Here is a 21,876-nt window from a genome sequence, read left to right on the forward strand (position 1 = left end):
GATGATGAGAACCATACGGTGGTTGGTTACGCCACCGAGTGTCCGGTTCCAGCACCGAACCAGTGCGAAGCCACCAATGGCCAGACCGTTAACCACGAACACCTGATGAAAGCAGCGGTCGGCCAGCCGACCATCGACCCGCCGGGGTCTGTCTGCGGTAACGGCTGCCAGTACGCCTTCACCTATACCCCGGCCTCCAACGTCTACGTCTACACCAGCGGCAACCCGCCCGGTGTATTTGGCGTTTACGCCTATACCGGCAACGGCATCGAGTGCAACGAAAGCACGCTCCAGACACCGGGCAACCCCTCCGAAGGCGAAACACAGAACCCTGACGACACACCTCCGCCCGAGGATGGCGACAAGTGCCCCGAGGGCTACACCTACAACGGCACCTTCTGCTCCCCGGATACCCCGCCAGATCCTGATCCGGACCCGACCGATCCGACCGACCCAACGGACCCAACGGACCCAACCGATCCCACTGACCCCGGTGATGGCTCGGGTGATGGTGGCTCAGGCGGGGGCGGGTCTGGTGATGGCGGCTCCGATGGCGGGTCGGGCGATGGCGACGGCTCCGGCGATGGTGACGGTGACGGCGGCAGTTCGGGCGGTGGCGATGGTGGCACGGGCACCGGTGACGGCGAAGGCGAGGACGAAGAAGGCGAAGGCTCCGGTCCCGGTTTCTGCGATGGCGGTGACTGCTCGTTCGTCGCACCGAGCTACTTCGACGGCGCCGACAAAGTGCCGGGTTTTGACGAATCCCTGTCCCGCGTCTTCGATGGCATCCGCAATTCGCCCCTGGGCAGCGCGGTCGGCGCCATTTCCTTTCCGTCCGGCTCCGGTGCCTGCCCTTCTGGAACGGTGACCCTGTTCGGCAAGCCGATCACCTTCGATGGTCACTGCGCCCTGTGGGGTGAGATCTCCGGAATTTTCTCTGCGCTCATGCTGGCCGTCTGGTGCCTGCTGGGTGTTCGTATCGTCCTGTCCTCGTGAGGTGCCGCCATGCTTGAGAAGCTAGGTCGTTTCATTGATTGGGTGTGGGCCTTCCCCGGCAAACTGCTGCAGTGGCTGCAGGATGCCTTCGACTCGGTCATCGACTTCATCGAGACCCTGCCGCAGTGGATCTTCTTCCAACTGTCCGAAGGCATCGTCTCGTTCTTCAACGCCATTCCGGTGCCGGACTTCTTCTACCAGGCCGGCAACGCGATGCAGTCGATCCCGTCCGAGGTGCAGTTCTTCGCCTCCATGTTCCGGCTCGACTTCGGTGTCACCACGGTGCTGCTGGCATACCTGATCCGCTTCGTCATCCGCCGCCTCCCGATCATCGGGTGACCTATGGCCATCGACGCATACACCGGCATGCCCGGCCATGGCAAAACCTACGGGGTCGTTGAGCACGTCATCATCCCCAGCCTGAAACAGGGCCGGCATGTGGTGACGAACATCCCGCTCGAGGTCGATGCGTTGCTGGCCGAGTTCGGCGGCACCATCGCCCAGCTACCGGCGGACTGGTTCGAGCGCCGCGATCTTTCCGAGCTGGCCCCCAACGGCTGCGTGCTGGTCCTCGACGAACTCTGGCGCCGCTGGCCCAAGGGGCAGAAGACCAACGCGGCAGCACTGGAAGACAAAGCCTTACTCGCCGAGCACCGCCACCGGGTCGATGAAAAGGGCCAGTCCATGCGCGTGGTGCTGGTCACCCAGGATCTGGAGCAGATCGCGACCTGGGTCACCCTGCTGGTCGAAACCACCTACCGCATCGTCAAGAAGTCCAAGAAGTACTACCGGGTCGATATCTACCGGGGAGCCGCCAAGGGCCAGCGGCCACCGAAAACCGCTCTCCTGCGGCAAACCGCCGGGACCTTCAAGCCCACCGTGTGGTGCTACTACAAGTCGGCCACACAATCGGCCACGGGTGATGTGGGCGATGAATCGAAAGCCGATGGTCGCGCCTCGCTGCTGCGCTCCTGGGGCCTGTGGGGGCTGATCGGCATCGTCACCGTGTGCGGTGTCTTCGGCGTCATGGGCGTGCGCTCGTTCTTCAGCACGCCGGTCGTACCCAAACCACCTGAGCCAGCACCCGTGGCAACGCCTGAACCCCAGCCAACCCCGTCGCGCACCTCCCGCGCCGCTACTGCTGTGTACAGCAAACCCGAAGGGCCGGTCATGTCGATGACATGGCGCGTGGGCGGCTACGTCATGGCCCCGGTGGGCTCATGGCGTCCACCTGCGCCGCAAGAGCCGGAGCAGGACGCCATCTATTGGCGCAACGAAGGCAATGCCCGACCGATCAGCAAGACCGCCCGCGTAGTCCTCGTTTCCAACAGTGGCCTGACCCGCGTTGTACCGCTCGGGGAGTGCCGCTTCTTTGCCGGGCAGATGGATATGTACTGCGACATAGACGGCGAACGCATCACGCCCTGGACGGGCCGTGGGGCGGTTACCAGCGTGATTGATCCAGTGGCGTCGCTCAGTTCTACGCGCCGCGAGCCAGACGCCGGCGGTCGCCAGCGTAGCGCATCGGGCGCCGGCGTCGGCGCGGCGGCGCCCCGCTGACGTCCCTGTAGCACGTCAGATAAATCCAACCGAACAACCTTAGTAACCCATAGTGAAGGGGAAACAGAATGGCCAATAAAGACTTCAAACGAATCGACCTCCTGACCGGGTTGGAAGACAGCCGAAGCCGGTTGTTCGTTGACCCGGGCACAGCCCGGATAGCCGATCTATCCAACGTCCGCTTGTTGCACTGCGGCGTCGATACGGTCCGCCAGCTGTACCGCGGACTGATCCGTCCCGAGGTCATGGCGCTGTTTGAGAAACCGGGCGTCATGGTCGAGTTCGCAGGGGAGTTCTGGCACGCCGGACGGGTCGGCCGGGACTCGGGTTACCAGTACAAGCTCCAGAATGCTGACCTCGGGTTCATCCTGCTCATCAAGAATTTCAACGCCAAGCTGGACCAGATCGGCCCACACCTGAAAATCGAAGTGTCACCGCACGCCATCGACGCGTTGTCACCTGAGCGTCTGCAAGAGCGTATGGACTACTACGCTGCAGCGGTGATGACGCACCGCGAGCGGAACCAATGCGCCGTCCACCTCGCCTTGGATCTGCAAGGCTGGACGCCCCCGGCTGACCTGACCGCTCGCATGCACTGTCGCGCTCGCGCAAACCGCGATATTTCGGGCATCAAGGAGATCCAATGGACCATGGAAGCTGCTACCTATGGTCGAGGGCAATCCTTCCTGTTCGGCTCCGCTGGTGGCGTGCAGCTCGGGATCTACAACAAGACAATCCAAGCTCGCTCCCAAGACAAACTCGACTACTGGGAAAGCGTCTGGCGTCGCCGGGATTCGTTCGATTCAGCCGACCCCGACAACTACGATCCGACCCAGGACGTATGGCGCGTCGAGCTGCGCTATCACCATTCGATCGTCCAGCAGTTCGCTAGCGGCTCAATTGACGCGAAGACCGGCCAAGCCCTCGAAACGGACTCCTACGCCGCCTTCTCAGCCCATCTGGATGGCCTATGGCGCTACGGGCTGGGTCAATTTAAGCTGCTCGCTCGCCCCGGCTACTTTGAACCCATCTGGACGCTGATCCGCGACGACATTCGTGTCGATGTGCCGGTCGATTCGCTGGTCGATGAAACCGAATACAAGCGCTACTACAAGACCTCTCGGGGCTTCTCCGGCAAGAACGTGGAACTGTTCCTGGGAAACTTCGTAAGCCTGCTGGCACGGGAGCGAGTGGGCGCTAAAACCGCATTTGATCGGCTGAAGGAATGGGAATGCTGGCCGGTCATTCGTGACCACTACGCCTCGAAGGATATGACGGAGCGGGACCTCTACAAGCACATCAAGAACCTGTTGCAAGAGCGGCATGTGCGATGGGGTCGCGCTGTATGACGGCACGCAAGGACGGTAAGACCTGGACGGCTGACTTCTACGAAAACGGGAGAAGCGGACGCCGTATTCGTAAGAAGGGCTTTCTGACCAAGGCCGCAGCTCAGCGCTACGAAACGGACTTCTTCAAAAGCCTGACACAAACCGGGCGACCGCTGGATGATCGGCTGTCGGATCTGGTGAACCTCTGGCATCAGCTGCATGGCTGCACGCTCAAAGACGAGAAGACACGTCTGTCGAGAACGCTGGCGATCGCGAAACGGCTCGGCGATCCGCTCGCCTCTTCCTTCGATGCGCTGGCATGGGCGCGGTATCGGCAGCAACGGTTGAAAGAGGCGTCTCCGCACACAGTCAACCACGAGCAACGCTATCTGTCCGCCGTGTTCTCGGAACTGATCCGGCTCGGTGCCTGGGTAGGAAAGAACCCGCTCGCCAATGTCAGGCAGATCAAGACCGATCAGGTAGAGCTGACCTTTCTCACGCTGCCGCAGATCCGCCAGTTGCTCGAAGAGTGCAAGCGCTCCACCAACAATCACACCTATCCCGTTGCCCTGCTCTGCTTGGCTACCGGTGCCCGCTGGGACGAAGCCGAATCACTGACCCGTGCCGCGATCTACGGGGGTAAGGCTCACTTCCACCGCACCAAGAACCGCCAGTCGAGATCCGTGCCGATTCCGAAGGACGTCGAGGATCTGGCTTTGAAGGTGGGCATGCCTGGGAACGGTCGGCTGTTCATGCCCTGCCGGTCGGCCTTTCGGTGCGCCTACAAGCGTTGCGGCTTCGATACACCGGGCCAGATGACCCATATCCTGCGGCACACCTTCGCCAGTCATTACATGATGGCCGGTGGAGACATTCTTGGCTTGCAACGGATCCTGGGGCACTCGTCGATCACGATGACCATGCGCTATGCGCACCTGTCGCCGGATCACCTGGAATCGGCACTGCGGCTTTCGCCATTAGCTCAAAGCGGAGTTGTCAGCCATGGCCTGTAAGGTGCCGGGACTGATAAGGTTCTTGCTTCCTAACCGGCTAGTGGCTCGCTACATGGAAAGTAAGATTCCGCTCCCCACTGACAACATCTACAAGTTCTATGCACTGTTCTCGTTGCTGCTATTGATCTTCTCGCTGGGCGCTTTTCTGTACGTCCAGCAATCCGCTAATGAGCAGGTGATAGAGATACTTCCAGAGCTAGAGGTGCTTAGAGAAGCCAAAGAGCCATCTACTAAAGATGTAGTGAGAAAGCAGATACTCGAGCGTCAACTCGAGGTGATCGCATCAGACCGTAAGTTTTTCATTCGGTCCCTTGCCGTAATTCTGGGAATCGCCATTTCGGGGATCTGGTTCGGCTTTATGCGATGGCATACAGTGATTCAGCCGCTGCAAGACGAACACACAAGGATTCAGCTTGAGATTTCACGCCTGCAGCTTGAGAAGCTGAAAGCTGAGTCGGCAAAGGCCGTGAGGACAGAGATGGGAGAGACATGCCAGCGCTGTGGTGAAGACCCGGTAGTCGAGCCGTAGTCACTTCGTAGTCACCGGCACAAACAAAAAAGGGGCTAGCTTTCGCTAACCCCTTGTTTTGTCTGGTGGCTACACCGGGACTTGAACCTGGGACATCAGCATTATGAATGCTGCGCTCTAACCAACTGAGCTATGTAGCCAAGTGGCGCGCATTATTCTCTGGTCGCTTTTGCCTGTCAACCCTGGCTTCGCAGATTTTTTATCCTTTTCAATCGCTTAGTTACCGGCGGTTGAAGCGCGGGATTCTCTTAGCCGCGCGCCGCGTCAGTCGTGCTGGCGAAACGCGGGGCGGGTTGCCAGAAGCAGGCCACTGAAGATCAGTGCCCCCCCAATCCAGTGGAAGGGCTGCAACGCTTCACCGAGCAGCAGCCAGCCGAGCGCCGCGGTTATCACTGGCATCAGATAACTGGTCATGGCGGCTTTGGCCGCGCCGAGCACTTTCACACCGTGGTTCCAGGCCAAGTAGGCGATCAGCGAGGCAAACACGGCCGTATAGGCGATCGCGCCTAGATTGCCGGGGGTTGCGGCGAAGCCGCCGACACGATTCAGCTCCAGCAGGTAGAACGGCAGGATCAGCGGTACGCCAAGGAGCATCAGCACACCGAGCAAGGTCAGCGGTGGAATTGGCAGAAAGCAGGCCCAACGGCGCAGCAGCAGGGTGTAAAGCGCCCAGATCAGCACGGCCGCGAGCATCAGCAAATCGCCCGTCTTGAACGACAGACTGCTGAAGGTAGCCCAGCTGCCGCGGCTGATGAGGTAGAGCAGCCCCGCTGCCGCCACAGCCATACCGAACCAGGCGCGGCGCAGCGGCCACTCACCGAGCAGCACGCCGGCTCCGAGGAAGGTCGCCAGCGGCAGGCAGGTGTTGACCAGGGTGAGATTGATCGCCTCTGTGCTCTGCGCGGCCGAGTACAGCAGTGAGTTGTAGCTGGCAATGCCGCAAGCGGCGAGGACGGGCAGGCGCCAGCCGGCGGCAAGCAAGGCGCTGCGATGGCGCCAGATGGAGCGCATCACGAATGGCAGTAGCAGACCGGTCGCCAGAACCCAACGCCAGAAGGACAGGCCAAGCGGCGGAATCTCGTCGTAGAACGCCCGAGCGACCAGGGCGTTACCACTCCAGCAGGTGACCGCAACCAACAGCCCGAGAAAGGCCAGGCCCTGGCGGTGATCCGCTAGACCGGCGCGAGTGGTCGCAGGCGGTACTGTGATGGCAGCTGGTCGAGGCTGCTGACGGTTACGTTGAGGTTCTTCCACAAGCCATCCTTGATGCCGTAGATGCAGCCATGCACCGAGAGCGGCTGCCCGCGGTGCCAGGCGTTCTGCACGATGGTGGTATGACTGACGTTCGCCACCTGCTGGATCACGTTCAGCTCGCACAGACGGTCAACCCGCTCCTCTTCGCTCGGCAGCGTCGCCAGGTGCGCGCGGTGCTCATAGTAAAGGTCGCGGATGGTGCGCAGCCAGCCGTCGATGAGGCCCAGCTGGTCGTCGCGCATGGAGGCGCGCACGCCACCACAGCCGTAGTGCCCGGTGACCAGGATGTGCTTGACCTTGAGCACGTCGACTGCGTACTGGATGACCGACAGGCAGTTGAGGTCGGTGTGCAGCACCACATTGGCGACGTTGCGGTGGACGAACAGATCGCCCGGCAGCAGGCCGACGATTTCGTTGGCCGGTACGCGCGCGTCGGAACAGCCGATCCACAGATATTCCGGTACCTGCTGCATGGCCAGCTTCTCGAAGAAGGCGGGATCCTCTTGCTTGATGGCTTCGGCCCAGCGGGCATTGTTGTCGAACAGCTGATCCAGGTCGGTCATCTCATGTCCTCAGAAGTCTCTGGTGCGCGACTGCGAACCGGCCCGGCTATGACATACCGGTTTACGCTCGCGTCACAGCCTCTCCCGGGATACCTCTTCCGGGCTATACGAACGCGGCTGCGAGACGAACGAACGCAGATCGCGCAGGAAGTTGTCGCGCCAGGCACTGAGGTCGGCCGCGCGGATCGCCCGCATCATGTGCTCGTAGCGGTCGCGGCGCTCGGCCAGCGGCATGCGCAATGCACGATCCAGCGCCTCGGCCATGCCGATGCAGTCGTAGGGATTGACGATCAGTGCGGAGGTCAGTTCACGCGCCGCGCCGGCGAAGCGAGAGAGTACCAGTACGCCGGGATCCTCGGGGTTCTGCGCGGCGACGTACTCCTTGGCCACCAGGTTCATGCCGTCGCGCAGCGGCGTGACGAAGCCGATGCTGGCCGAGCGGAACAGACCCATGAGAATGCGCCGCTCGTAGCTCTTGTTGAGGTAATGCAGCGGCGTCCAGTCCAGGTCGGAAAGACGCCCGTTGAGGTGGCCGGCCTCGCTTTCCAGTTGCCGGCGGATGCTTTGGTAGGTGCGCACGTCGGAGCGCGAGGTTGGAGCGATCTGGAAGAATTCGACGTTGCGTCGGTGCTCCGGAAAACGATCGAGAAATTCCTCGTAGGCCTTGAAACGCTCCACCAGCCCCTTGGAATAGTCGAGGCGGTCGACGCTGATGATGGTCTTGCGGGCAACGTCGCTGGTACGCCGCATCGGATGGCGGCGGCCCTTGTAGGCTTCGGCGAGCTGCTGGATCTCGTCGGGAACCACGCCGATCGGATAGACCCCGGCGCGAAAATTCTGCCCGTAGGCGGTCAGGCTGCCATCCGGCTCGAGGATGCCGCGCACCTCCCGGGTCACGTAATCCTGGAAGGCCAACCGGTCGGTATCGGTCTGGAAACCGATCAGGTCGTAGTAACAGAGCGTTTTCAGCAGTTCGTTGTGTGGCGGGATGACCGTGAGAATCTCCGGCGGCGGAAACGGGATGTGCAGGAAGAAGCCGATGCGGTTGCGGATGCCCAGCTGGCGGCAGGCCTCAGCGAACGGAATCAGGTGATAGTCGTGGATCCAGATGATGTCGTCGGGCTTGAGCAGCGGCTTGAGCTTCTCGGCAAGCATCAGGTTGACCCGGCGATAACCTTCGTACTCCTCGCGGTTGTAGCGCGCCAGATCGATGCGGTAATGAAAGATCGGCCACAAGGTGGCGTTGGAAAAGCCGCGGTAGTACTGGTCATAGTCGCGCTTGGTCAACGCGAGGGTCACGTAGGTGATATTGCCAACCAGCTCGCTGTTGAGCTGGGTGTCCGCGCTGATCTCGCCGCTCCAGCCAAACCAGATGCCGCCGGACTGGCGCAGGGCATCGTAGACCCCCACAGCCAACCCGCCGGCAGCGGCCTTGCCGGCCTTTATCGGCGCGACGCGATTGGAGACTACAACTAGTCGGCTCATCGGTTTTCTCGCTTCCAGTGGTTTTTATGAGTTGCCGGTCCTCGACAGGGTGGCGAGCAGTTCCTCCAGCCACTCGCCCACCGCGGCCACCGAGGCAAGGCGCTCGCCGGCCACCGTCGGGCCTGAGCCGATCTTGATCGAGCGCCCGCCGAGCGCGTTGACCACCGCAAAACCAGCTTCGTCGGTGAGGTCGTCGCCGAGGAACACCGGCTGTCGTCCGTTGAATGGCGGCTCGGCCATGAACGCGCGAATCACCTCGCCCTTGCTCGCACCACGCGGTTTGAGTTCGAACACGCACTTGCCCGGCTGCAGCGTCAGCACTTCGGCATAGCGCCGGACGAAGGTTTCGGCGAGGTCGCGGGCCACGTCTTCGAGTTCTGGCGCCAGGCGAAAATGCAGGGCGAAGGCGACACCCTTGTTCTCCAGCAGCAGTCCGGGATGCTCGGCGCAGGCCTGGGTCAGCTCCCGTTCGATCTGCCGCAAGCGGGCAGCGTCCACTGCCAGGTTACGCAAAGCGCCGTCAGCAGCACGGCGCTCGGCGCCATGCACTCCGGCAACAGGCAGTTGCAGCGGGGCAAGCAATTCGTCCAGCTGCTGCAGCGGCCGACCGGAGATCACCGCGATCGGAATGCCTGCGACATGCAGCCGTCGCAGCGCCGTCAGCGTATTCGGCGGGATGAAGACGAGGTCCGGGCGGGGCTGAATTTCGGCCAGCGTTCCGTCCAAATCGAAGAAGAAGGCACTGCTGTGCGGCGCAAGCGTCGCTTGGTGGTGTTGATCGTTCATAGAACTTAGGACTATGGACAGGGCTCGCTGGTTCGTCGATTTCTCATACAACCTCAAGCGCTTACCGCCAGCACTGCAGCGCCCAAGCGATCGTCCCGGCATAGGCCCTGAATCTTCATCGTCGGACTCGGTCACAGCTTCAAGAGCGGACATTCTGCAAGGAGACGATCATGAGCGAGCGTAAGCCTTACACACCCACGGAAATCGATGACACCGAAGATCGCATGGGTTCGATCGAACAGCTCGATTTCGACGAGCGCAAGGATCAGCGCAAGGGCCGCATCGGAGACGAGGTGCCTGCGGGCGAGGTGGCGGATGCCGTCCCCCCGGAGCGCGCCGCCGAGGCCGGCATGAGCGGCGGCGAGACCGTCGACGGGGATGCCAGCCAGGACGACCTGACTCCGGACATGCTGCTGCCCGAAGATGGCGCCCGCTCGCCCCGCGAACGCGGTCATGGCGGCCCGGCCGATCAGGAGTTGAGCGTGGTATCCGGGCACCAGATAGGCGCCGATCTGGATCTCGATGAAGCCGAGCTGGGACGTTACGACCCGCTCGACGGCAAGCCCTGGGATGGCCCCGCCGAAGGCGATGTCGATAGCGGGCTTAGCGGCGGCGACGCGGTGCTGCACGAGGACGAGAACGTGCTGTCAGACGAGGAGCTCGAGGGCGACGCGCCGCTGGATTCAGGACGCGACAAACGGCCGGGGCGGTGAGCCTGCTGGCGCTTCAGTCCAGCAGCGTGCAGGCCATGACCAGGGCATCTTCGCGGCCTTCGGCCGACGGATAGTAGGCGCGGCGCCGGCCTACTTCGTTGAAACCGTAACGCTCGTATAGCCGGTAGGCCGAGGCGTTGCTGGCACGGACCTCGAGAAAGCATTCCCGTCCGCCGCGTTCATGGGCGCGCTGCATGAGGTGCTCGAGCAGGCGCAGGCCAAGCCCCCGACCCTGGCTCTCAGGCTTGATCGTGATATTGAGCAGGTGAGCCTCGTCGAGGATGACGTTGATCACCCCGTGGCCGACCTGCTGACTGCCATCGAACATGACCCAGCATTCATAGGCGGTCAGCGCATCGGTGAAGATGCCGCGGGTCCACGGATGGCTGAACGCGGCGTACTCGATCTTCAATACGGCATCGATATCCGCCGCGGTCATCGGACGGAAGCTGATGGCATCACTCATTAGGGGTACTCACGAACCTATGTGCCAGCGCGGCATGCTGCGGCGCAGGGCCTTCCACAGCTCGACCTTGGCGGCCGGCTGCTCCATCAGTTGTTCCAGGCCGGGGAGCGCCAGCGCCCGGCCAAGGCCTTCGACGGCCAACTCGCGGCAACAGGCAGCCGCGTCCACTTCGCCGGCGAAGCGCAGCGCCGGCAGCCCGATCAGCCAGATGCAGTCACACCCCATGTTCTCCAACTCGGCGGCGATCACTCCCTGCACGTAGTCGCGTGCAGCCTCGGCGCCCTGATCGAGGCTGCCGCGGTGCAACAGTGGCCAGCGGATTGGTTCGCCGTCACCGACCTGCTGCGGCTTGTCCGGCAGGCGCGCAGCGCGCAGCAGATCCTTGAGCAGGATGTAGGCCGGGTCACGGCTCTGGAAGGATTCGCCGGTGGGCAACTCCACCACCAGCAGCACGTTGCCGGCGCGCATCAGCTGCAGCGCGAAACGTGGCGGCGGCTCGATGGGCTTCGCCGGCGCGGACACTTGTTCTTCCGCCGCGGCGGCAACCGGTTCCGGCTGCTTGGGCTCTGGCATGGCGATGCGGGGTCGCGGCACCTGCGAAACGGCGGGGGCCGACGCCAGTGCGGCCGGCTCGGCAGCAGGCACGGCCACGTCGACCGCCCCCGGCGATGCCGTTAGCTCCGGCGCCGCTTCGGCCTCAAGCGGCCGCAGTAGCTCCGCCCGTGACGGGGCTGCAAATGGCAGCTCGGTACGCGGCAGCCAGCTGGCCACCTGCATGGCATCGAGATAGGCGCGACGCCGGGTTTCGCTGATCAAACGCCTTCCACCTGCGGATGAGCCTTGGCGCCGACCTGCATCAGGTTCAGCGCATTGAGATAGGCCTTGGCCGAAGCAACGACGATATCGGTGTCGGCGCCGTTGCCGTTGACGATCCGGCCACCCTTCTCCAACCGCACGGTCACCTCACCCTGCGAATCGGTGCCCTGGGTGATGGCGTTGACCGAATACAGCTGCAGCGTGGCGCCGGACGACGCGATGGCCTCGATGGCCTTGAAGGTGGCATCCACCGGCCCGGAGCCCTCGGCCTCGGCACTGCGCTCGGCCCCATCGACACTGAGCACCAGCTTGGCTTCGGGCGTGGTGCCGGTCTTGCTCGCCACCTCCAGGCTGGCCAGCTTGAAGTGCTCCGGAGCCTCGTCGGCCAGGGTATCGGAGACCAGCGCCTGCAGGTCTTCGTCGAAGATTTCATGCTTCTTGTCCGCCAGCTCCTTGAAGCGGGCAAACGCGGCATTCAGTTCTTCGCCTTCGAGCAGGATGCCCAGCTCTTCCAGGCGCGAACGGAACGCGGCGCGACCGGAGTGCTTGCCCATCACCATCTTGTTGGCGTTCCAGCCGACCGACTGCGCGGACATGATCTCGTAGGTCTCGCGGTGCTTGAGCACACCGTCCTGGTGGATGCCTGATTCGTGGGCGAAGGCGTTGGCGCCGACGATGGCCTTGTTCGGCTGTACCGGGAAGCCGGTGATGCCGGAGACCAGGCGCGAGGCGGCGAGGATGTGCTCGGTCTCGATACGGGTGTGCACGCCGAGCAGGTCCTGGCGGGTCTTGATCGCCATGACGATCTCTTCCAGCGCGGCGTTGCCGGCGCGTTCGCCGAGGCCGTTGATGGTGCATTCGACCTGCCGCGCACCGGCGACCACCGCGGCCAGGGAGTTGGCCACCGCCAGGCCCAGGTCGTTGTGGCAATGCACGGAGAACACCGCCTTGTCGGCATTGGGGATGCGCTCGAGCAGCTGGCGGATGGTGTCGGCGTACTGGTGCGGAATCGCGTAGCCGACGGTGTCCGGGATGTTGATGGTGCGCGCACCGGCGTCGATGGCGGCCTCGATGATGCGGCAGAGGAAGTCGATTTCCGAGCGACCGGCGTCCTCGCAGGAGAACTCGACATCGGCGCACAGACTGCGCGCCTTCTTCACTGCCTTGACGGCCTGCTCAACCACCTGATCGGGCTGCATGCGCAGCTTGTACTGCATGTGGATCGGGCTGGTGGCAATGAAGGTGTGAATGCGCCCGGAGTTGGCGCCGGCCAGTGCTTCGGCGGCGCGCTCGATGTCGGCATCGACGGCGCGCGCCAGGCTGCACACGGTGCTGTCCTTAATGTTGTCGGCGACCAGCTTCACCGCGGCGAAGTCGCCGGGGCTGGCGATGGCGAAGCCGGCTTCGATCACGTCCACCTTCAGCCGCTCCAGCGCGCGGGCGATGCGCAGCTTTTCCTCACCGGTCATGGAGGCGCCGGGGCTTTGCTCGCCGTCGCGCAGGGTGGTGTCGAAGATGATGACGCGGTCGTTGCTGCTCATGTCGGGCTCCTCGTGGCCACCAAGATGAAGTCGGCGGCATCAATAAAGCGATTGTGGCCGGAAACCGCCGCAGCGGAAAGGCCGTTGGCATGTCCGCACGGCCCGATGATCGCTTCGGGCTGCGCCCAAGCCGAGCCAGGCAGTACAATTGCCGGCTTTAATCGCCCCACAGAACCGGCTGCACATGATCGAACCCAAGCGCGTACTGCGTGCCCTCGCCGAACACTGGACGTTGCTCGAGCCGCTGTGCGAGCGTTTCGACGCCGGCACCCTGAGCCTGGTGGAGCTGCGTCATCAGCTGGCCGCGCAGCTGCCCGAAGGCACGCCCACCGATATTACCGCCCTGCTCGACCAGTGGATCCGCCTGGACATCCTGGTGCCGGTGGCCAAGAGCCCCAACCGCTTCGAGCTGAACGCGCAGATCCACGACTTCCTCGCCTACCTGCGCCGCGAGCACCGTCTCGGCCTGTGCCTGGAGATCGAAGCCTACCTGCGCCATCTGGAGCGCCTGGCCGGGCATATCCTCGATGCCTTCGAGATTCGCGACGGCAACGACCTGGCGCGCCAGCTGCGCCTGCTCGACATGCGCGTGCGCGACGTGCTGAAGAAGCTCGACAACGACGAGCAGGCGCTGGTTGCCGTGGCCGACCGGGCCAAGACCAGCGACCGCCAGATCCCGCTGCGCCAGCGCTATGCCGAGGTGCTGGCGACCTGGGACGAGTACGTCGAGCCGATGATCCAGCTGGTCTCCGCCGACGGTGCCTTCGAACAAGGTGTACACCGCGTCGAGCAGGTGCTGATGAAGCTGCTCGGCGAACAGCAGCGCCTCGGCCAACTGGTGGACGACGACCTCCTGCTGCGCACCCACGCGCGCATCCTGGAAATGCAGACCACCGCCCAGCTGACCCTGCGCAAGGCCCGCGAGCTGCTGCTGCCGCTGCGCGAGGAAGCGCGTCGGCACAACGCCGTGACCCGCGGCGCGGCACTGGCGCTGTCGGCGATCCGCAAGAAGGGCCTGGACGCCGTACCACAGGCCTCGCTGCCGCTGTTCACCCGTCCACAGAGCACCTTTCTCGGCACCGCCAGCCAGGTCGAAGCCTACGTCTACGCCCTGGCCCGCTTCGAGCCGAAGCCGGCGCAGTTCCCGCGGGCCAGCGGCAAGCGCAAGGGCGAGCAGCCGCGCGCACCGCGCACCGCCCGCGAGATGATCGAGCGCTGCCAGCAGGCACTGCCGCTGCCGGACCTGATGGCCTGGCTGCTGGAGCAGGAACCCGAGGGCGCCACCGACGAGCTGCTCTACTGGTTCTCGCGTCTGTCCCGCGACAGCCGCTTCCAGCGCGATCGCCTGGAACGTCGCGAGTACCTGACCCGCGAACACCGCGTCAGCCTCAGCTCCTTTGCGCTGGTAGGCAATGTCGATGGTTGAACCAACCCTGTCCCCTACGGGGCCCGGTGGAAAAGGCTTCGCCGTTTTCCACCCTACGATTGCCTGTGAGCCACGTTTATGAACATCGACCTCAAGGAAATGACCCAGCTGGCGCCGATCTTCCGCGAGCTGTTCAAGGGCTATCACCTGTCGCGCAGCGAGCCGGAGCCCTACGCCCAGCTGTCGAACATGCAGGACCAGTACCGCGCACTGTTCAAGGCGCTCGGCTTCGAGCTGGTCTGCGATCCGCGCGGCTTCTACTACTTCGTCCCCGAGCAGATGGGCGCGCAGGTGAACAAGACCGCCCAGCGCCTGGCGCTGTTCACCTTCATCCTCGTCGAGCACCTGGCCGACCAGGGGCGCGATCCGCTGGCCGTGCTCGACGGTGGCAGCCTCGGTCGCGATGAGCTGCCGGCGTTGCTGGACAAGTACCGCGACCTGTTCCTCCAGGCCGAAGTCACCACCCAGGAAGAACTGGAAGAAAAGGTCATCCGCCGCCTGACGCAGCTGGGCTTCGCCGAGGACAGCAACGGCGTCTACCGCTTCCTGCCGCCGATGCACCGTTTCCTCGACGTCTGCCTGTCGGTGCAGCAGGACCGCGATCTGGCCGCCAGCCTGCACAGCAGTGACCTGCCGCTGCCCGCCCCGGAGCTGATCGCCGAGGACGAGAGCGAGGACGACATCATCCTCATCGAGGAAGCAGCCGAAGAATCGGAAGAAGAAGCCTTGGCCCGCGCCATCGCCGAAGAAAAGGAGCTTGAAGCATGAGCCAGGAACGCTACGGCATCCGCCGCTTCGCCCTGCTGAACACCGCCGGCTACAGCCTCGGCATCTTTCCCCTGGAAAACCCGCTGTCGGTCTACGGCGCCAACAACCTCGGCAAGTCCGCGTCGATCAATGCGCTGCAGTTCCCGATCCTGGCGCGCATGTCGGACATGAGCTTCGGCAAGTACAGCCTCGAGCAGTCGCGCAAGTTCTACTTTGCCTCGGACACCAGCTACATCCTCGTCGAAGTCATGCTGCCCCACGGCCCGCATGTGATCGGCGTGGCCGGCCGCGGTCCGGGCGGCGGCTTCGGCCACCAGTTCTTCGTCTACCAGGGCTCGCTGGATCTCGACCACTACCAACAGAACGGCACCTGCCTGCGCCAGCGCGAGCTGTTCGCCAACCTCGAACGCGCCGGCATCAAGGCCTACGAGGCCAAGCCGGACGAGCTACGCCGGTTGCTGGTCGGCGGGCACACGTCGATCCCGCTGGACATGACACTGATCCCGCTGCGCTCCACCAGCGAGCAGAGCCTGAAGACCTTCCGCGCGCTGTTTATCAACCTGCTGCATATGCGCGAGATTACCGCAGCGAAACTCAAGCAGCTGTTCCTCGATGCCTTCGAGCACAGCCTGCGTTCAGGCAGCGTCGACTACATCGCCGCCACCGAAGAAGCCTTCCGCGATGTACGCCGCATGGAGCAGGACTACCAGGCGCTGGTGGCCGCCGGCCCCTTGGTCGAGGCGCTGGCCGCTGGTGTCGCCCAGCGCGAACTGCTGCGCGGCAAGTTGCATCGCCTGTCGCCGCTGCTCGACAACCTGCTCGGCACCTGGCACGACTACGCCGATGCGCGCAAGGAAGAGCTGGTGATCCAGGCCGAGCATTATCGCCGCGAGCAGGACGGCCTGCAGAACGAACAGCGCGGTTCGACCGGCGAGCTGATGCGCCTGGAGCGCGAGATCAGCGAAACCCAGCGCTGGCTCGGCGAGCTGGCGGTGCTGAAGAACCGCTTCGCCCTGGTCGAGGACGCCCATGTGCTGGAGCAGCAGCTGCTCGCCGCCAAGGACGCCCACGACGAGCTGGCCGGTGCGCTGGCGCAGTCTCGCCAGTTCTCCAGCGAGGACCTGGACGAGCGCCTGCGTGATCTGGAAAAGCGCCTGAAGTCGGTCCGGCAGCAGCTCGACCATGCCGACAACAACAGCTACTCGCGTTTGCGTGAGGAGTTCTCCCAGGCCGATGTGGATCGCCTGATGCGCCTGTTCAACGGCCAGCTGTTCAGCCTGCCGCTGGGTGACAAAGGCATCAGCGCCGAGGGCGACGACTGGGTCAAGGCCGTGGAAGCGGTGCTGGATCGTTTCAAGGGCGACACCTTCTCGGTGCCGGGCCTGTCCATCGACCTCTCGCATATCGAGCCGCCGGCGCTGCAGGCGCTGGCCGACCGTGCCGCCCTGCGCGACCAGAAGGATCGCCTGGAGCGCGAGCTCAAGCAGCTCAAGACACAGCACGCCGTGGCTGTCGACCGTAACGCGAGCAAGGTCCAGGCCGAAGCGCTGTACCAGGCCGTGCTGGATGCGCAGAAGGCACTGGAAGATTTCCGCCGCAGCCAGACCCTGGCTGCCGAAGAACCGGCCAAACTGGAACAGCTGGCCCAGGCCGAAGCCGCCCAGGACGAACTCAAGCGCACCAGCGATGCCTTCGCCGAGCGCGTGCAACATCTGTCGGCCAAGCTGCAGCTGGTCGGCCGCCAGCTGGCCGACTTGGAAGCCAAGGAGCGCACGCTGGAAGACGCCCTGCGTCGTCGTCAGCTGCTGCCGGCCAATCTGCCGTTCGGCACGCCCTACATGGACCCGGTCGACGACTCGCTGGACAACCTGCTGCCGCTGCTCAACGACTATCAGGACAGCTGGCAGGCATTGCAGCGCGTCGACGGCCAGATTGAGGCGCTCTATGCCCAGGTACGCCTGAAGGGCGTGGCCAAGTTCGACAGCGAGGAAGATCCCGAGCGCCGCCTGCAGCTCTTGGTCAACGCCTACGCGCACCGTCAGGACGAGGCGCTGACCCTGGCCAAGGCGCGCCGCGCAGCCGTCACCGATATCGCCCGGACCCTGCGCAACATCCGCAGTGACTACGAAAGCCTGGAACACCAGCTGGCGCTGTTCAACCGCGAGATCAACAAGCGCCAGGTTTCCAACCTGGCGAGCTTCCGCATCGTGCTAGCGCCGAACAAGGATGCGCTCAAGCACATCGACCAGATCATTCACAGCGCCGGGCAGTACGAGGAAGGCGAAACGCTGTCGGTGTTCGACCTGTCGCAGTCTGCCGAGCAGGACGCGAAGAACGAGGAAGCCAAGGAATATCTGGCGCGCCTGGTGGCGGCGAACAACAACCAGCTGGGCCTGAAGGACCTGTTCGAGCTGGCGTTCGAGATCACCAAGGTCGGCGGCCAGCCAGTGATCCATACCGACATCGATGGCGCGGCGTCCAACGGCACCACCATGACCATCAAGGCGCTGACCAACATGTACCTGTTGCTGCACCTGATGGACCGCGAGCAGGCCGGGCGCATCCGCCTGCCCTACTACCTCGACGAGGCGGCGGACATCGACGAGCGCAACCAGCAGGCGCTGATCGAAACCAGCCTGCAGCTGGGCTTCGTGCCGATCCTGGCGTCGGTGAAGCCACAGGTCTCGGCCCATGTCGCCATCGACCTTGAGGGCGGTAGTGGACCAGCCGGCATCTACATCGACGAGGCGGACTGGAAATACATCAGCCGCCGCGAGACGGTGGACTCTTCGGCCGCGGCTGTCCGCGAGATCGCCGAGCCGGCCTGATCGAAGCCGGGGCCTCGGGGCCCCGGCTTTCACTCAGTCGGCCGGCTTATCCAGCGCGATCTTCGGCGCCCAGTGCAGCCAGTCTTCCTGAGCGTCGGCAAACAGCGCGAACGTCTGGCCGTGCACTGCTCGCTTGCCCATCTGCTCGCCATCCGGGGTTGCGAAGGCAATCCCGCCTTCGATCAGCGACTCGAGCGAATCGGTGCGGAACTTCGCACCCTTCAGCAGGCTGAAATCGACACCAAAACCGCTGGTTTCCCAGAACCGGCTGCCAGTGTGCACCAGCGCCGCATAGCGTGGCTCGATGAGCACCTTTATCAACACGCGATCGGCGTTGGGGCCGAGCGCATAGCCAGTTACCCTGCCGACTGCGACTTCACGGTAGGTCACCAGATTACCGGCCTTGATCGAACCCAACCTCGGCGCGCTGAGCGTGAGGCTAAGCCCATCCTTACTCGCCGCCGGCGGCTCTCGCTCGGCGCCCACGAATCGCACCTGCTTCGGCGCTTCAGATTTACCCGGGGCTACTTCGAGGTAAGGGCCGGTGACCAGCGTATCGAGATTGGCGGTACGGACGATGCCGAGCTCTGGCCGTACCACCCAGAAACGCGTGCCGGCACGCGTAATATGCTCCTGTGCAGCAGTGATTCGCGCCCGAAGGACGACCAACTGCAGATCGTCGCTGAGATCGATGGCCTCAACCCTGCCCACCTCCAAGCCCTTGTAGCGGATCGGCGTACCCGGGCTGAGACCGTCGCCGCGCTCCAGACGGATCTCCACGTCGACGCCGCGGCTGAGCGCGCTGTCACGATCCTTGTGCAGGGCGAAACGCGGGATGCGCTTGCTCAGCGGCGCGTTCGACTCTGGCGTATCGAAGGCGATGCCACCGGCAAGCAGGCTCTGTAGCGATTCGCTGCGTACTTCTATGCCTGACAATCCACCGCTCAGCGAGATACCACTGGCATTCCAGAACCGTGAGGAACCATTCACCAAACCGGTATAGGGCTGCTCGATATGTACCCCGACGACGATCTGCTGCTGGTCCTGAGAGAACTGGTAACTCTGCACCGAGCCGACCCGAACCTGGCGATACAGCACGGGACTGCCAACATCCAGAGAGCCGAGCGTATCGGTGGTAAGTACCAAGTGCAGGCCTGGCGCCCGAACATCCAGTGGCGGCGCCTTGGCCCGCGCGACGAAGTCACGCTTGGGAGCACTGCCTTTTTCGCCAGGACGCACCGCAATGTAGTTGCCTTTCACCAGCGCCTCGAGTCCGGTGATACCTCCCAGCGAGATAGACGGTTTGACCACCCAGAACTCGGTGCCCTCGACCAGGTAATCCTCGATCAGCGGGTCAATGGTTAGCACCGCGTCGGCGCGTGCCAGGTCGGACGCCACGTTGAGGGTCTTGAGCATGCCGACCTGCATGCCCTTGTACATCACCGGCGTTCGCCCCGACTGCAGTCCATCGAAGTCCAGCAGCGTCACCGTGGCTTTGATACCCGCCTGCGCTGCATCGAAATCCTCGTAGAGCCGAAAGGGGAACGCCGGATCGGTGGGGGGGCTGTCTGTGCGATGCTCGGGCGTAGCGAACGCGATCCCGCCAGTCACGACGCTGGCAAGCGACTCGGCACGAAACTTCACTCCGCTCAGACCGGCATCCACGGTTATCCCGCTAGCATTCCAAAAACGGGTGTGCTTACGCACCAAATGGGCGTATTCGGGATTGATGAAAATCTTCACCTCGACGGTGCTCTGGTCATCGGTCAACACATAGTCCTTCACCAGTCCCACCTGGATCTGGCGATAGAACACCGGGCTGCCACGGTTGAGCGAGCCGAGCCGGTCAGCTTTCAGGGTGAGATGCAATCCGGCGCGACTCTCAGAAATCGGTGGCTCCGCTGCCAACGCTTCAAAGCGCCTCGCCTTCTCACCGCCGCCTGGGCTGATACCAATGTAATTGCCCGATACCAGCGTCTCCAGGCCGCTGATTCCCGCGAGCGTAACGCTCGGCTTGACCAGCCAGAAGCGGGTTTCGCGGTTTAGGTAGCCTTCGACATCCTTGTTCATTTCGAGCACCGCCACGATCACCTGTCGAGCCGCGCCCTGCTCCAGGCGCAGATCCCTGACCGTACCGATCGACATGCCCTTGTACATCACGGCGGTTTTCCCGACCTCGATGCCCTCGGCCGTCTCGAAGACCACTTCGATCTCCACGCCTTTTTCGTTGTAAGCCTGCCAGGCCAGCCAACCGCCAATCAACAAAGCGATCAGCGGCAATATCCAGATCGCCGACCAACTAGAGGCTGGTCGGGTTTTCGCTTTCGGCAGATCACTCATGCTTGCTTGTGAGCTCCGTGTTATCCCAGATCAATCGGGGATCGAAGGTAATGGCCGCCAACATCGTGAGGATGACAACGCTGGAAAAGGCGACGGCGCCGAGCCCCGCTTCCACGCTGGCCAGGCTCCCAAAATTGACGATAGCGACAAGAATCGCGATGACAAAGATATCCAGCATCGACCATCGCCCGATCCATTCGATGAAACGGAACATCAGCACCCGCTGCCGTGCCGACATCGGCTGACGCCGCTGCACCGAAAACAGCAGAAGCGCAATTCCCACCAGCTTGAACGTGGGCACCAAGATACTGGCGACGAATACTACCGCCGCAATTGGCAACATGCCGTGCTGCGCCAAGGTGATCACGCCGGACATGATGGTGTCCGGCGTCCCATCGCCCAGACTGCGCACCGTCATGATTGGCAGCAGATTTGCTGGGAGATAGAGCAAGGCTGCAGTGAGCAGCAGTGCCCAGGTCTTGCCGATGCTACCGGGGCGGCGCGGATAAACAGGTGCACCACAGCGTGTGCAATGCTGCGTACACGTCTCCTTCTCGACGCGATTCAGCTGATGACACTCCAGGCACAGCATCAGACCGGCGTCAGCCGCGCGCATCGATTCGCTCCGATAGGGCATCCCAGACCTGATGCGGCGACATCACCACTTCCAGCCAAACTTGTACCAACAACAGACCAATGAAGCAGGCTAACCCGACACCCAGACTCAGTTCGGCCATGTCGTTGAGCTTGATGATCGAGACCAGAATGCCAAGCAAATACACTTCCAGCATGCCCCACTCACGCAAATGGTGATATGTACGATAAAGAGCAATCCCGATCTGCTGCCAGCGGCCTAGGCTGATACATGACAGCACGGCCAATTGGCAAAGCAACTTAACCAGCGGTACGGCCATGCTGCAGAGGAACACCACTATCGCGACACCTCGCATCCCACTTTCGTACAAACCGAGCACCCCACTCCACACAGTGTCCTGGGTTGTACGTCCGAGCAGATTAAGGTGCATGATCGGCAAAAAGTTTGCGGGTATATAGAACAATAGGGCAGCAGTTACCAGCGCTAAGCTCCGCCCAATGACGCCATGATGAAGGCTACAAAGCTCGAACCCACAGCGAGGGCAATCTGCGGCCTCACCGATTCGCAGGGCCGGCTTTTGCATCAGCAGATCGCATTCCGGACACGCCAATAGCTGCTCGATAGGCAATTCACTGAATTCAGGCGAATCGGCTGTTTCCGACATTTGTTAGACATCCTAGAAGGTTGCTCACAAGAGTCTCTCGTACTGGGTTCAACGGAACCAGCCTTGCGGCCACTGCAGCCACCGTTGAACAGGTCCGCACCAACCACAACTCGGCGCGTTATCCAACGATTTTCCGTCGTGCAAAGACAAACCCCCGGCCAGCTGAGCTGGTCGGGGGTTTGAGATAAGAGCTTGACGATGACCT

20 protein-coding genes and 1 tRNA gene are annotated in these 21,876 nt (G+C 63.1%); 10 read left to right on the plus strand and 11 right to left on the minus strand.

The window, feature by feature from the left end:
• The 6 genes from N8H22_RS19790 to N8H22_RS19815 form a co-directional block, all read left to right on the plus strand.
• The coding region (locus N8H22_RS19790; protein WP_264592193.1) for a methyltransferase at nt 1-996 on the plus strand (996 nt) is incomplete at its 5' end.
• Nucleotides 997-1,005: 9 nt separating this feature from the next.
• The gene (locus N8H22_RS19795) at nt 1,006-1,335 is read left to right on the plus strand and encodes a hypothetical protein (protein ID WP_264592194.1); all 330 of its coding nucleotides are present in this window, start codon (nt 1,006-1,008) and stop codon (nt 1,333-1,335) included.
• A gap of 3 nt (nt 1,336-1,338) precedes the next feature.
• Nucleotides 1,339-2,556, plus strand: a complete 1,218-nt coding sequence (locus tag N8H22_RS19800; protein WP_264592195.1) for a zonular occludens toxin domain-containing protein — start codon at nt 1,339-1,341, stop codon at nt 2,554-2,556.
• Nucleotides 2,557-2,624: 68 nt separating this feature from the next.
• Nucleotides 2,625-3,905, plus strand: a complete 1,281-nt coding sequence (locus tag N8H22_RS19805; RefSeq protein ID WP_264592196.1) for a hypothetical protein — start codon at nt 2,625-2,627, stop codon at nt 3,903-3,905.
• Nucleotides 3,902-4,897 carry a tyrosine-type recombinase/integrase gene (locus N8H22_RS19810; protein ID WP_264592197.1) on the plus strand — a complete coding sequence of 332 codons (996 nt, stop codon included), beginning with the start codon at nt 3,902-3,904 and terminating at the stop codon, nt 4,895-4,897. Before N8H22_RS19805 ends, N8H22_RS19810 begins: the two co-directional genes overlap by 4 nt.
• Nucleotides 4,898-4,949: 52 nt before the next feature.
• Nucleotides 4,950-5,426 carry a hypothetical protein gene (locus tag N8H22_RS19815; RefSeq protein ID WP_264592198.1) on the plus strand — a complete coding sequence of 159 codons (477 nt, stop codon included), beginning with the start codon at nt 4,950-4,952 and terminating at the stop codon, nt 5,424-5,426.
• Nucleotides 5,427-5,489: 63 nt separating this feature from the next.
• On the opposite strand, the gene N8H22_RS19820 is transcribed toward N8H22_RS19815, so the two are convergent.
• The 5 genes from N8H22_RS19820 to otsB all read right to left on the minus strand — a co-directional run bounded on the left by N8H22_RS19820 (nt 5,490) and on the right by otsB (nt 9,514).
• A tRNA-Met gene (locus tag N8H22_RS19820) sits at nt 5,490-5,566 on the minus strand.
• Between the two features lie 124 nt (nt 5,567-5,690).
• Nucleotides 5,691-6,635, minus strand: coding sequence for a DMT family transporter (locus N8H22_RS19825; protein WP_346658393.1), 945 nt, complete (start codon nt 6,633-6,635; stop codon nt 5,691-5,693).
• Nucleotides 6,599-7,243 carry a carbonate dehydratase gene (can, locus tag N8H22_RS19830; protein WP_264592199.1) on the minus strand — a complete coding sequence of 215 codons (645 nt, stop codon included), beginning with the start codon at nt 7,241-7,243 and terminating at the stop codon, nt 6,599-6,601. The genes N8H22_RS19825 and can overlap by 37 nt, the downstream gene beginning before the upstream one ends.
• Before the next feature lie 72 nt (nt 7,244-7,315).
• Nucleotides 7,316-8,728, minus strand: a complete 1,413-nt coding sequence (otsA, locus tag N8H22_RS19835; protein WP_264592200.1) for an alpha,alpha-trehalose-phosphate synthase (UDP-forming) — start codon at nt 8,726-8,728, stop codon at nt 7,316-7,318.
• Nucleotides 8,729-8,752: 24 nt separating this feature from the next.
• Nucleotides 8,753-9,514 (minus strand): trehalose-phosphatase, encoded by a 762-nt coding sequence (otsB, locus tag N8H22_RS19840; RefSeq protein WP_264592201.1) that lies wholly within the window; start codon nt 9,512-9,514, stop codon nt 8,753-8,755.
• A 170-nt stretch (nt 9,515-9,684) separates the two neighbouring features.
• Here otsB and N8H22_RS19845 point away from each other — a divergent pair, with 170 nt between their 5' ends.
• Nucleotides 9,685-10,227: a hypothetical protein gene (locus N8H22_RS19845; protein WP_264592202.1), complete on the plus strand. Its 543-nt coding sequence runs from the start codon at nt 9,685-9,687 to the stop codon at nt 10,225-10,227.
• 13 nt (nt 10,228-10,240) lie between these two features.
• On the opposite strand, the gene rimI is transcribed toward N8H22_RS19845, so the two are convergent.
• Genes rimI through N8H22_RS19860 form a run of 3 tightly spaced genes read right to left on the minus strand, consistent with a single transcriptional unit; the run spans nt 10,241 to nt 13,050 of the window.
• Nucleotides 10,241-10,693 (minus strand): ribosomal protein S18-alanine N-acetyltransferase, encoded by a 453-nt coding sequence (rimI, locus tag N8H22_RS19850; RefSeq protein ID WP_264592203.1) that lies wholly within the window; start codon nt 10,691-10,693, stop codon nt 10,241-10,243.
• A 9-nt stretch (nt 10,694-10,702) separates the two neighbouring features.
• The gene (locus tag N8H22_RS19855; RefSeq protein WP_264592204.1) at nt 10,703-11,509 is read right to left on the minus strand and encodes an energy transducer TonB; all 807 of its coding nucleotides are present in this window, start codon (nt 11,507-11,509) and stop codon (nt 10,703-10,705) included.
• Complete coding sequence (locus N8H22_RS19860) at nt 11,506-13,050, minus strand: 2-isopropylmalate synthase (RefSeq protein ID WP_264592205.1); 1,545 nt, start codon at nt 13,048-13,050, stop codon at nt 11,506-11,508. The genes N8H22_RS19855 and N8H22_RS19860 overlap by 4 nt, the downstream gene beginning before the upstream one ends.
• A gap of 184 nt (nt 13,051-13,234) precedes the next feature.
• On the opposite strand from N8H22_RS19860, the gene mksB reads away from it, so the two are divergent.
• The 3 genes from mksB (at nt 13,235) to mksF (ending at nt 18,072) form a co-directional block, all read left to right on the plus strand.
• A complete protein-coding gene (gene mksB, locus N8H22_RS19865; RefSeq protein ID WP_264592206.1) occupies nt 13,235-14,476 on the plus strand; it encodes an Mks condensin complex protein MksB in 1,242 nt (413 codons plus the stop codon).
• Nucleotides 14,477-14,554: 78 nt separating this feature from the next.
• Complete coding sequence (mksE, locus tag N8H22_RS19870; protein WP_264592207.1) at nt 14,555-15,244, plus strand: Mks condensin complex protein MksE; 690 nt, start codon at nt 14,555-14,557, stop codon at nt 15,242-15,244.
• Complete coding sequence (gene mksF, locus N8H22_RS19875; protein WP_264592208.1) at nt 15,241-18,072, plus strand: Mks condensin complex protein MksF; 2,832 nt, start codon at nt 15,241-15,243, stop codon at nt 18,070-18,072. Before mksE ends, mksF begins: the two co-directional genes overlap by 4 nt.
• Before the next feature lie 33 nt (nt 18,073-18,105).
• On the opposite strand, the gene N8H22_RS19880 is transcribed toward mksF, so the two are convergent.
• From N8H22_RS19880 to N8H22_RS19890, 3 genes are read right to left on the minus strand one after another with little or no spacing between them, the layout of a single operon-like run.
• The gene (locus N8H22_RS19880) at nt 18,106-20,412 is read right to left on the minus strand and encodes an MlaD family protein (RefSeq protein ID WP_264592209.1); all 2,307 of its coding nucleotides are present in this window, start codon (nt 20,410-20,412) and stop codon (nt 18,106-18,108) included.
• Entirely contained in the window at nt 20,405-21,028 is a 624-nt protein-coding gene (locus N8H22_RS19885; RefSeq protein WP_264592210.1) for a paraquat-inducible protein A, read from the minus strand. Before N8H22_RS19885 ends, N8H22_RS19880 begins: the two co-directional genes overlap by 8 nt.
• Nucleotides 21,015-21,671 (minus strand): paraquat-inducible protein A, encoded by a 657-nt coding sequence (locus N8H22_RS19890; RefSeq protein ID WP_264592211.1) that lies wholly within the window; start codon nt 21,669-21,671, stop codon nt 21,015-21,017. Before N8H22_RS19890 ends, N8H22_RS19885 begins: the two co-directional genes overlap by 14 nt.
• Nucleotides 21,672-21,876: the final 205 nt, after the last annotated feature.

The sequence above is a fragment of the Stutzerimonas sp. S1 genome, from assembly GCF_025966695.1.
GTDB lineage: Bacteria > Pseudomonadota > Gammaproteobacteria > Pseudomonadales > Pseudomonadaceae > Stutzerimonas.

Excerpts from the sequence above, each read along its gene's own strand:
- N8H22_RS19795 (WP_264592194.1), top strand. The coding sequence starts at position 1,006 with ATGCTTGAGAAGCTAGGTCGTTTCATTGATTGGGTGTGGGCCTTCCCC.
- N8H22_RS19800 (WP_264592195.1), top strand. The coding sequence starts at position 1,339 with ATGGCCATCGACGCATACACCGGCATGCCCGGCCATGGCAAAACCTAC.
- N8H22_RS19805 (WP_264592196.1), top strand. The coding sequence starts at position 2,625 with ATGGCCAATAAAGACTTCAAACGAATCGACCTCCTGACCGGGTTGGAA.
- N8H22_RS19810 (WP_264592197.1), top strand. The coding sequence starts at position 3,902 with ATGACGGCACGCAAGGACGGTAAGACCTGGACGGCTGACTTCTACGAA.
- N8H22_RS19815 (WP_264592198.1), top strand. The coding sequence starts at position 4,950 with ATGGAAAGTAAGATTCCGCTCCCCACTGACAACATCTACAAGTTCTAT.
- can (WP_264592199.1), bottom strand. The coding sequence starts at position 7,243 with ATGACCGACCTGGATCAGCTGTTCGACAACAATGCCCGCTGGGCCGAA.
- otsA (WP_264592200.1), bottom strand. The coding sequence starts at position 8,728 with ATGAGCCGACTAGTTGTAGTCTCCAATCGCGTCGCGCCGATAAAGGCC.
- otsB (WP_264592201.1), bottom strand. The coding sequence starts at position 9,514 with ATGAACGATCAACACCACCAAGCGACGCTTGCGCCGCACAGCAGTGCC.
- N8H22_RS19845 (WP_264592202.1), top strand. The coding sequence starts at position 9,685 with ATGAGCGAGCGTAAGCCTTACACACCCACGGAAATCGATGACACCGAA.
- rimI (WP_264592203.1), bottom strand. The coding sequence starts at position 10,693 with ATGAGTGATGCCATCAGCTTCCGTCCGATGACCGCGGCGGATATCGAT.
- N8H22_RS19860 (WP_264592205.1), bottom strand. The coding sequence starts at position 13,050 with ATGAGCAGCAACGACCGCGTCATCATCTTCGACACCACCCTGCGCGAC.
- mksB (WP_264592206.1), top strand. The coding sequence starts at position 13,235 with ATGATCGAACCCAAGCGCGTACTGCGTGCCCTCGCCGAACACTGGACG.
- mksE (WP_264592207.1), top strand. The coding sequence starts at position 14,555 with ATGAACATCGACCTCAAGGAAATGACCCAGCTGGCGCCGATCTTCCGC.
- mksF (WP_264592208.1), top strand. The coding sequence starts at position 15,241 with ATGAGCCAGGAACGCTACGGCATCCGCCGCTTCGCCCTGCTGAACACC.
- N8H22_RS19880 (WP_264592209.1), bottom strand. The coding sequence starts at position 20,412 with ATGAGTGATCTGCCGAAAGCGAAAACCCGACCAGCCTCTAGTTGGTCG.
- N8H22_RS19885 (WP_264592210.1), bottom strand. The coding sequence starts at position 21,028 with ATGCGCGCGGCTGACGCCGGTCTGATGCTGTGCCTGGAGTGTCATCAG.
- N8H22_RS19890 (WP_264592211.1), bottom strand. The coding sequence starts at position 21,671 with ATGTCGGAAACAGCCGATTCGCCTGAATTCAGTGAATTGCCTATCGAG.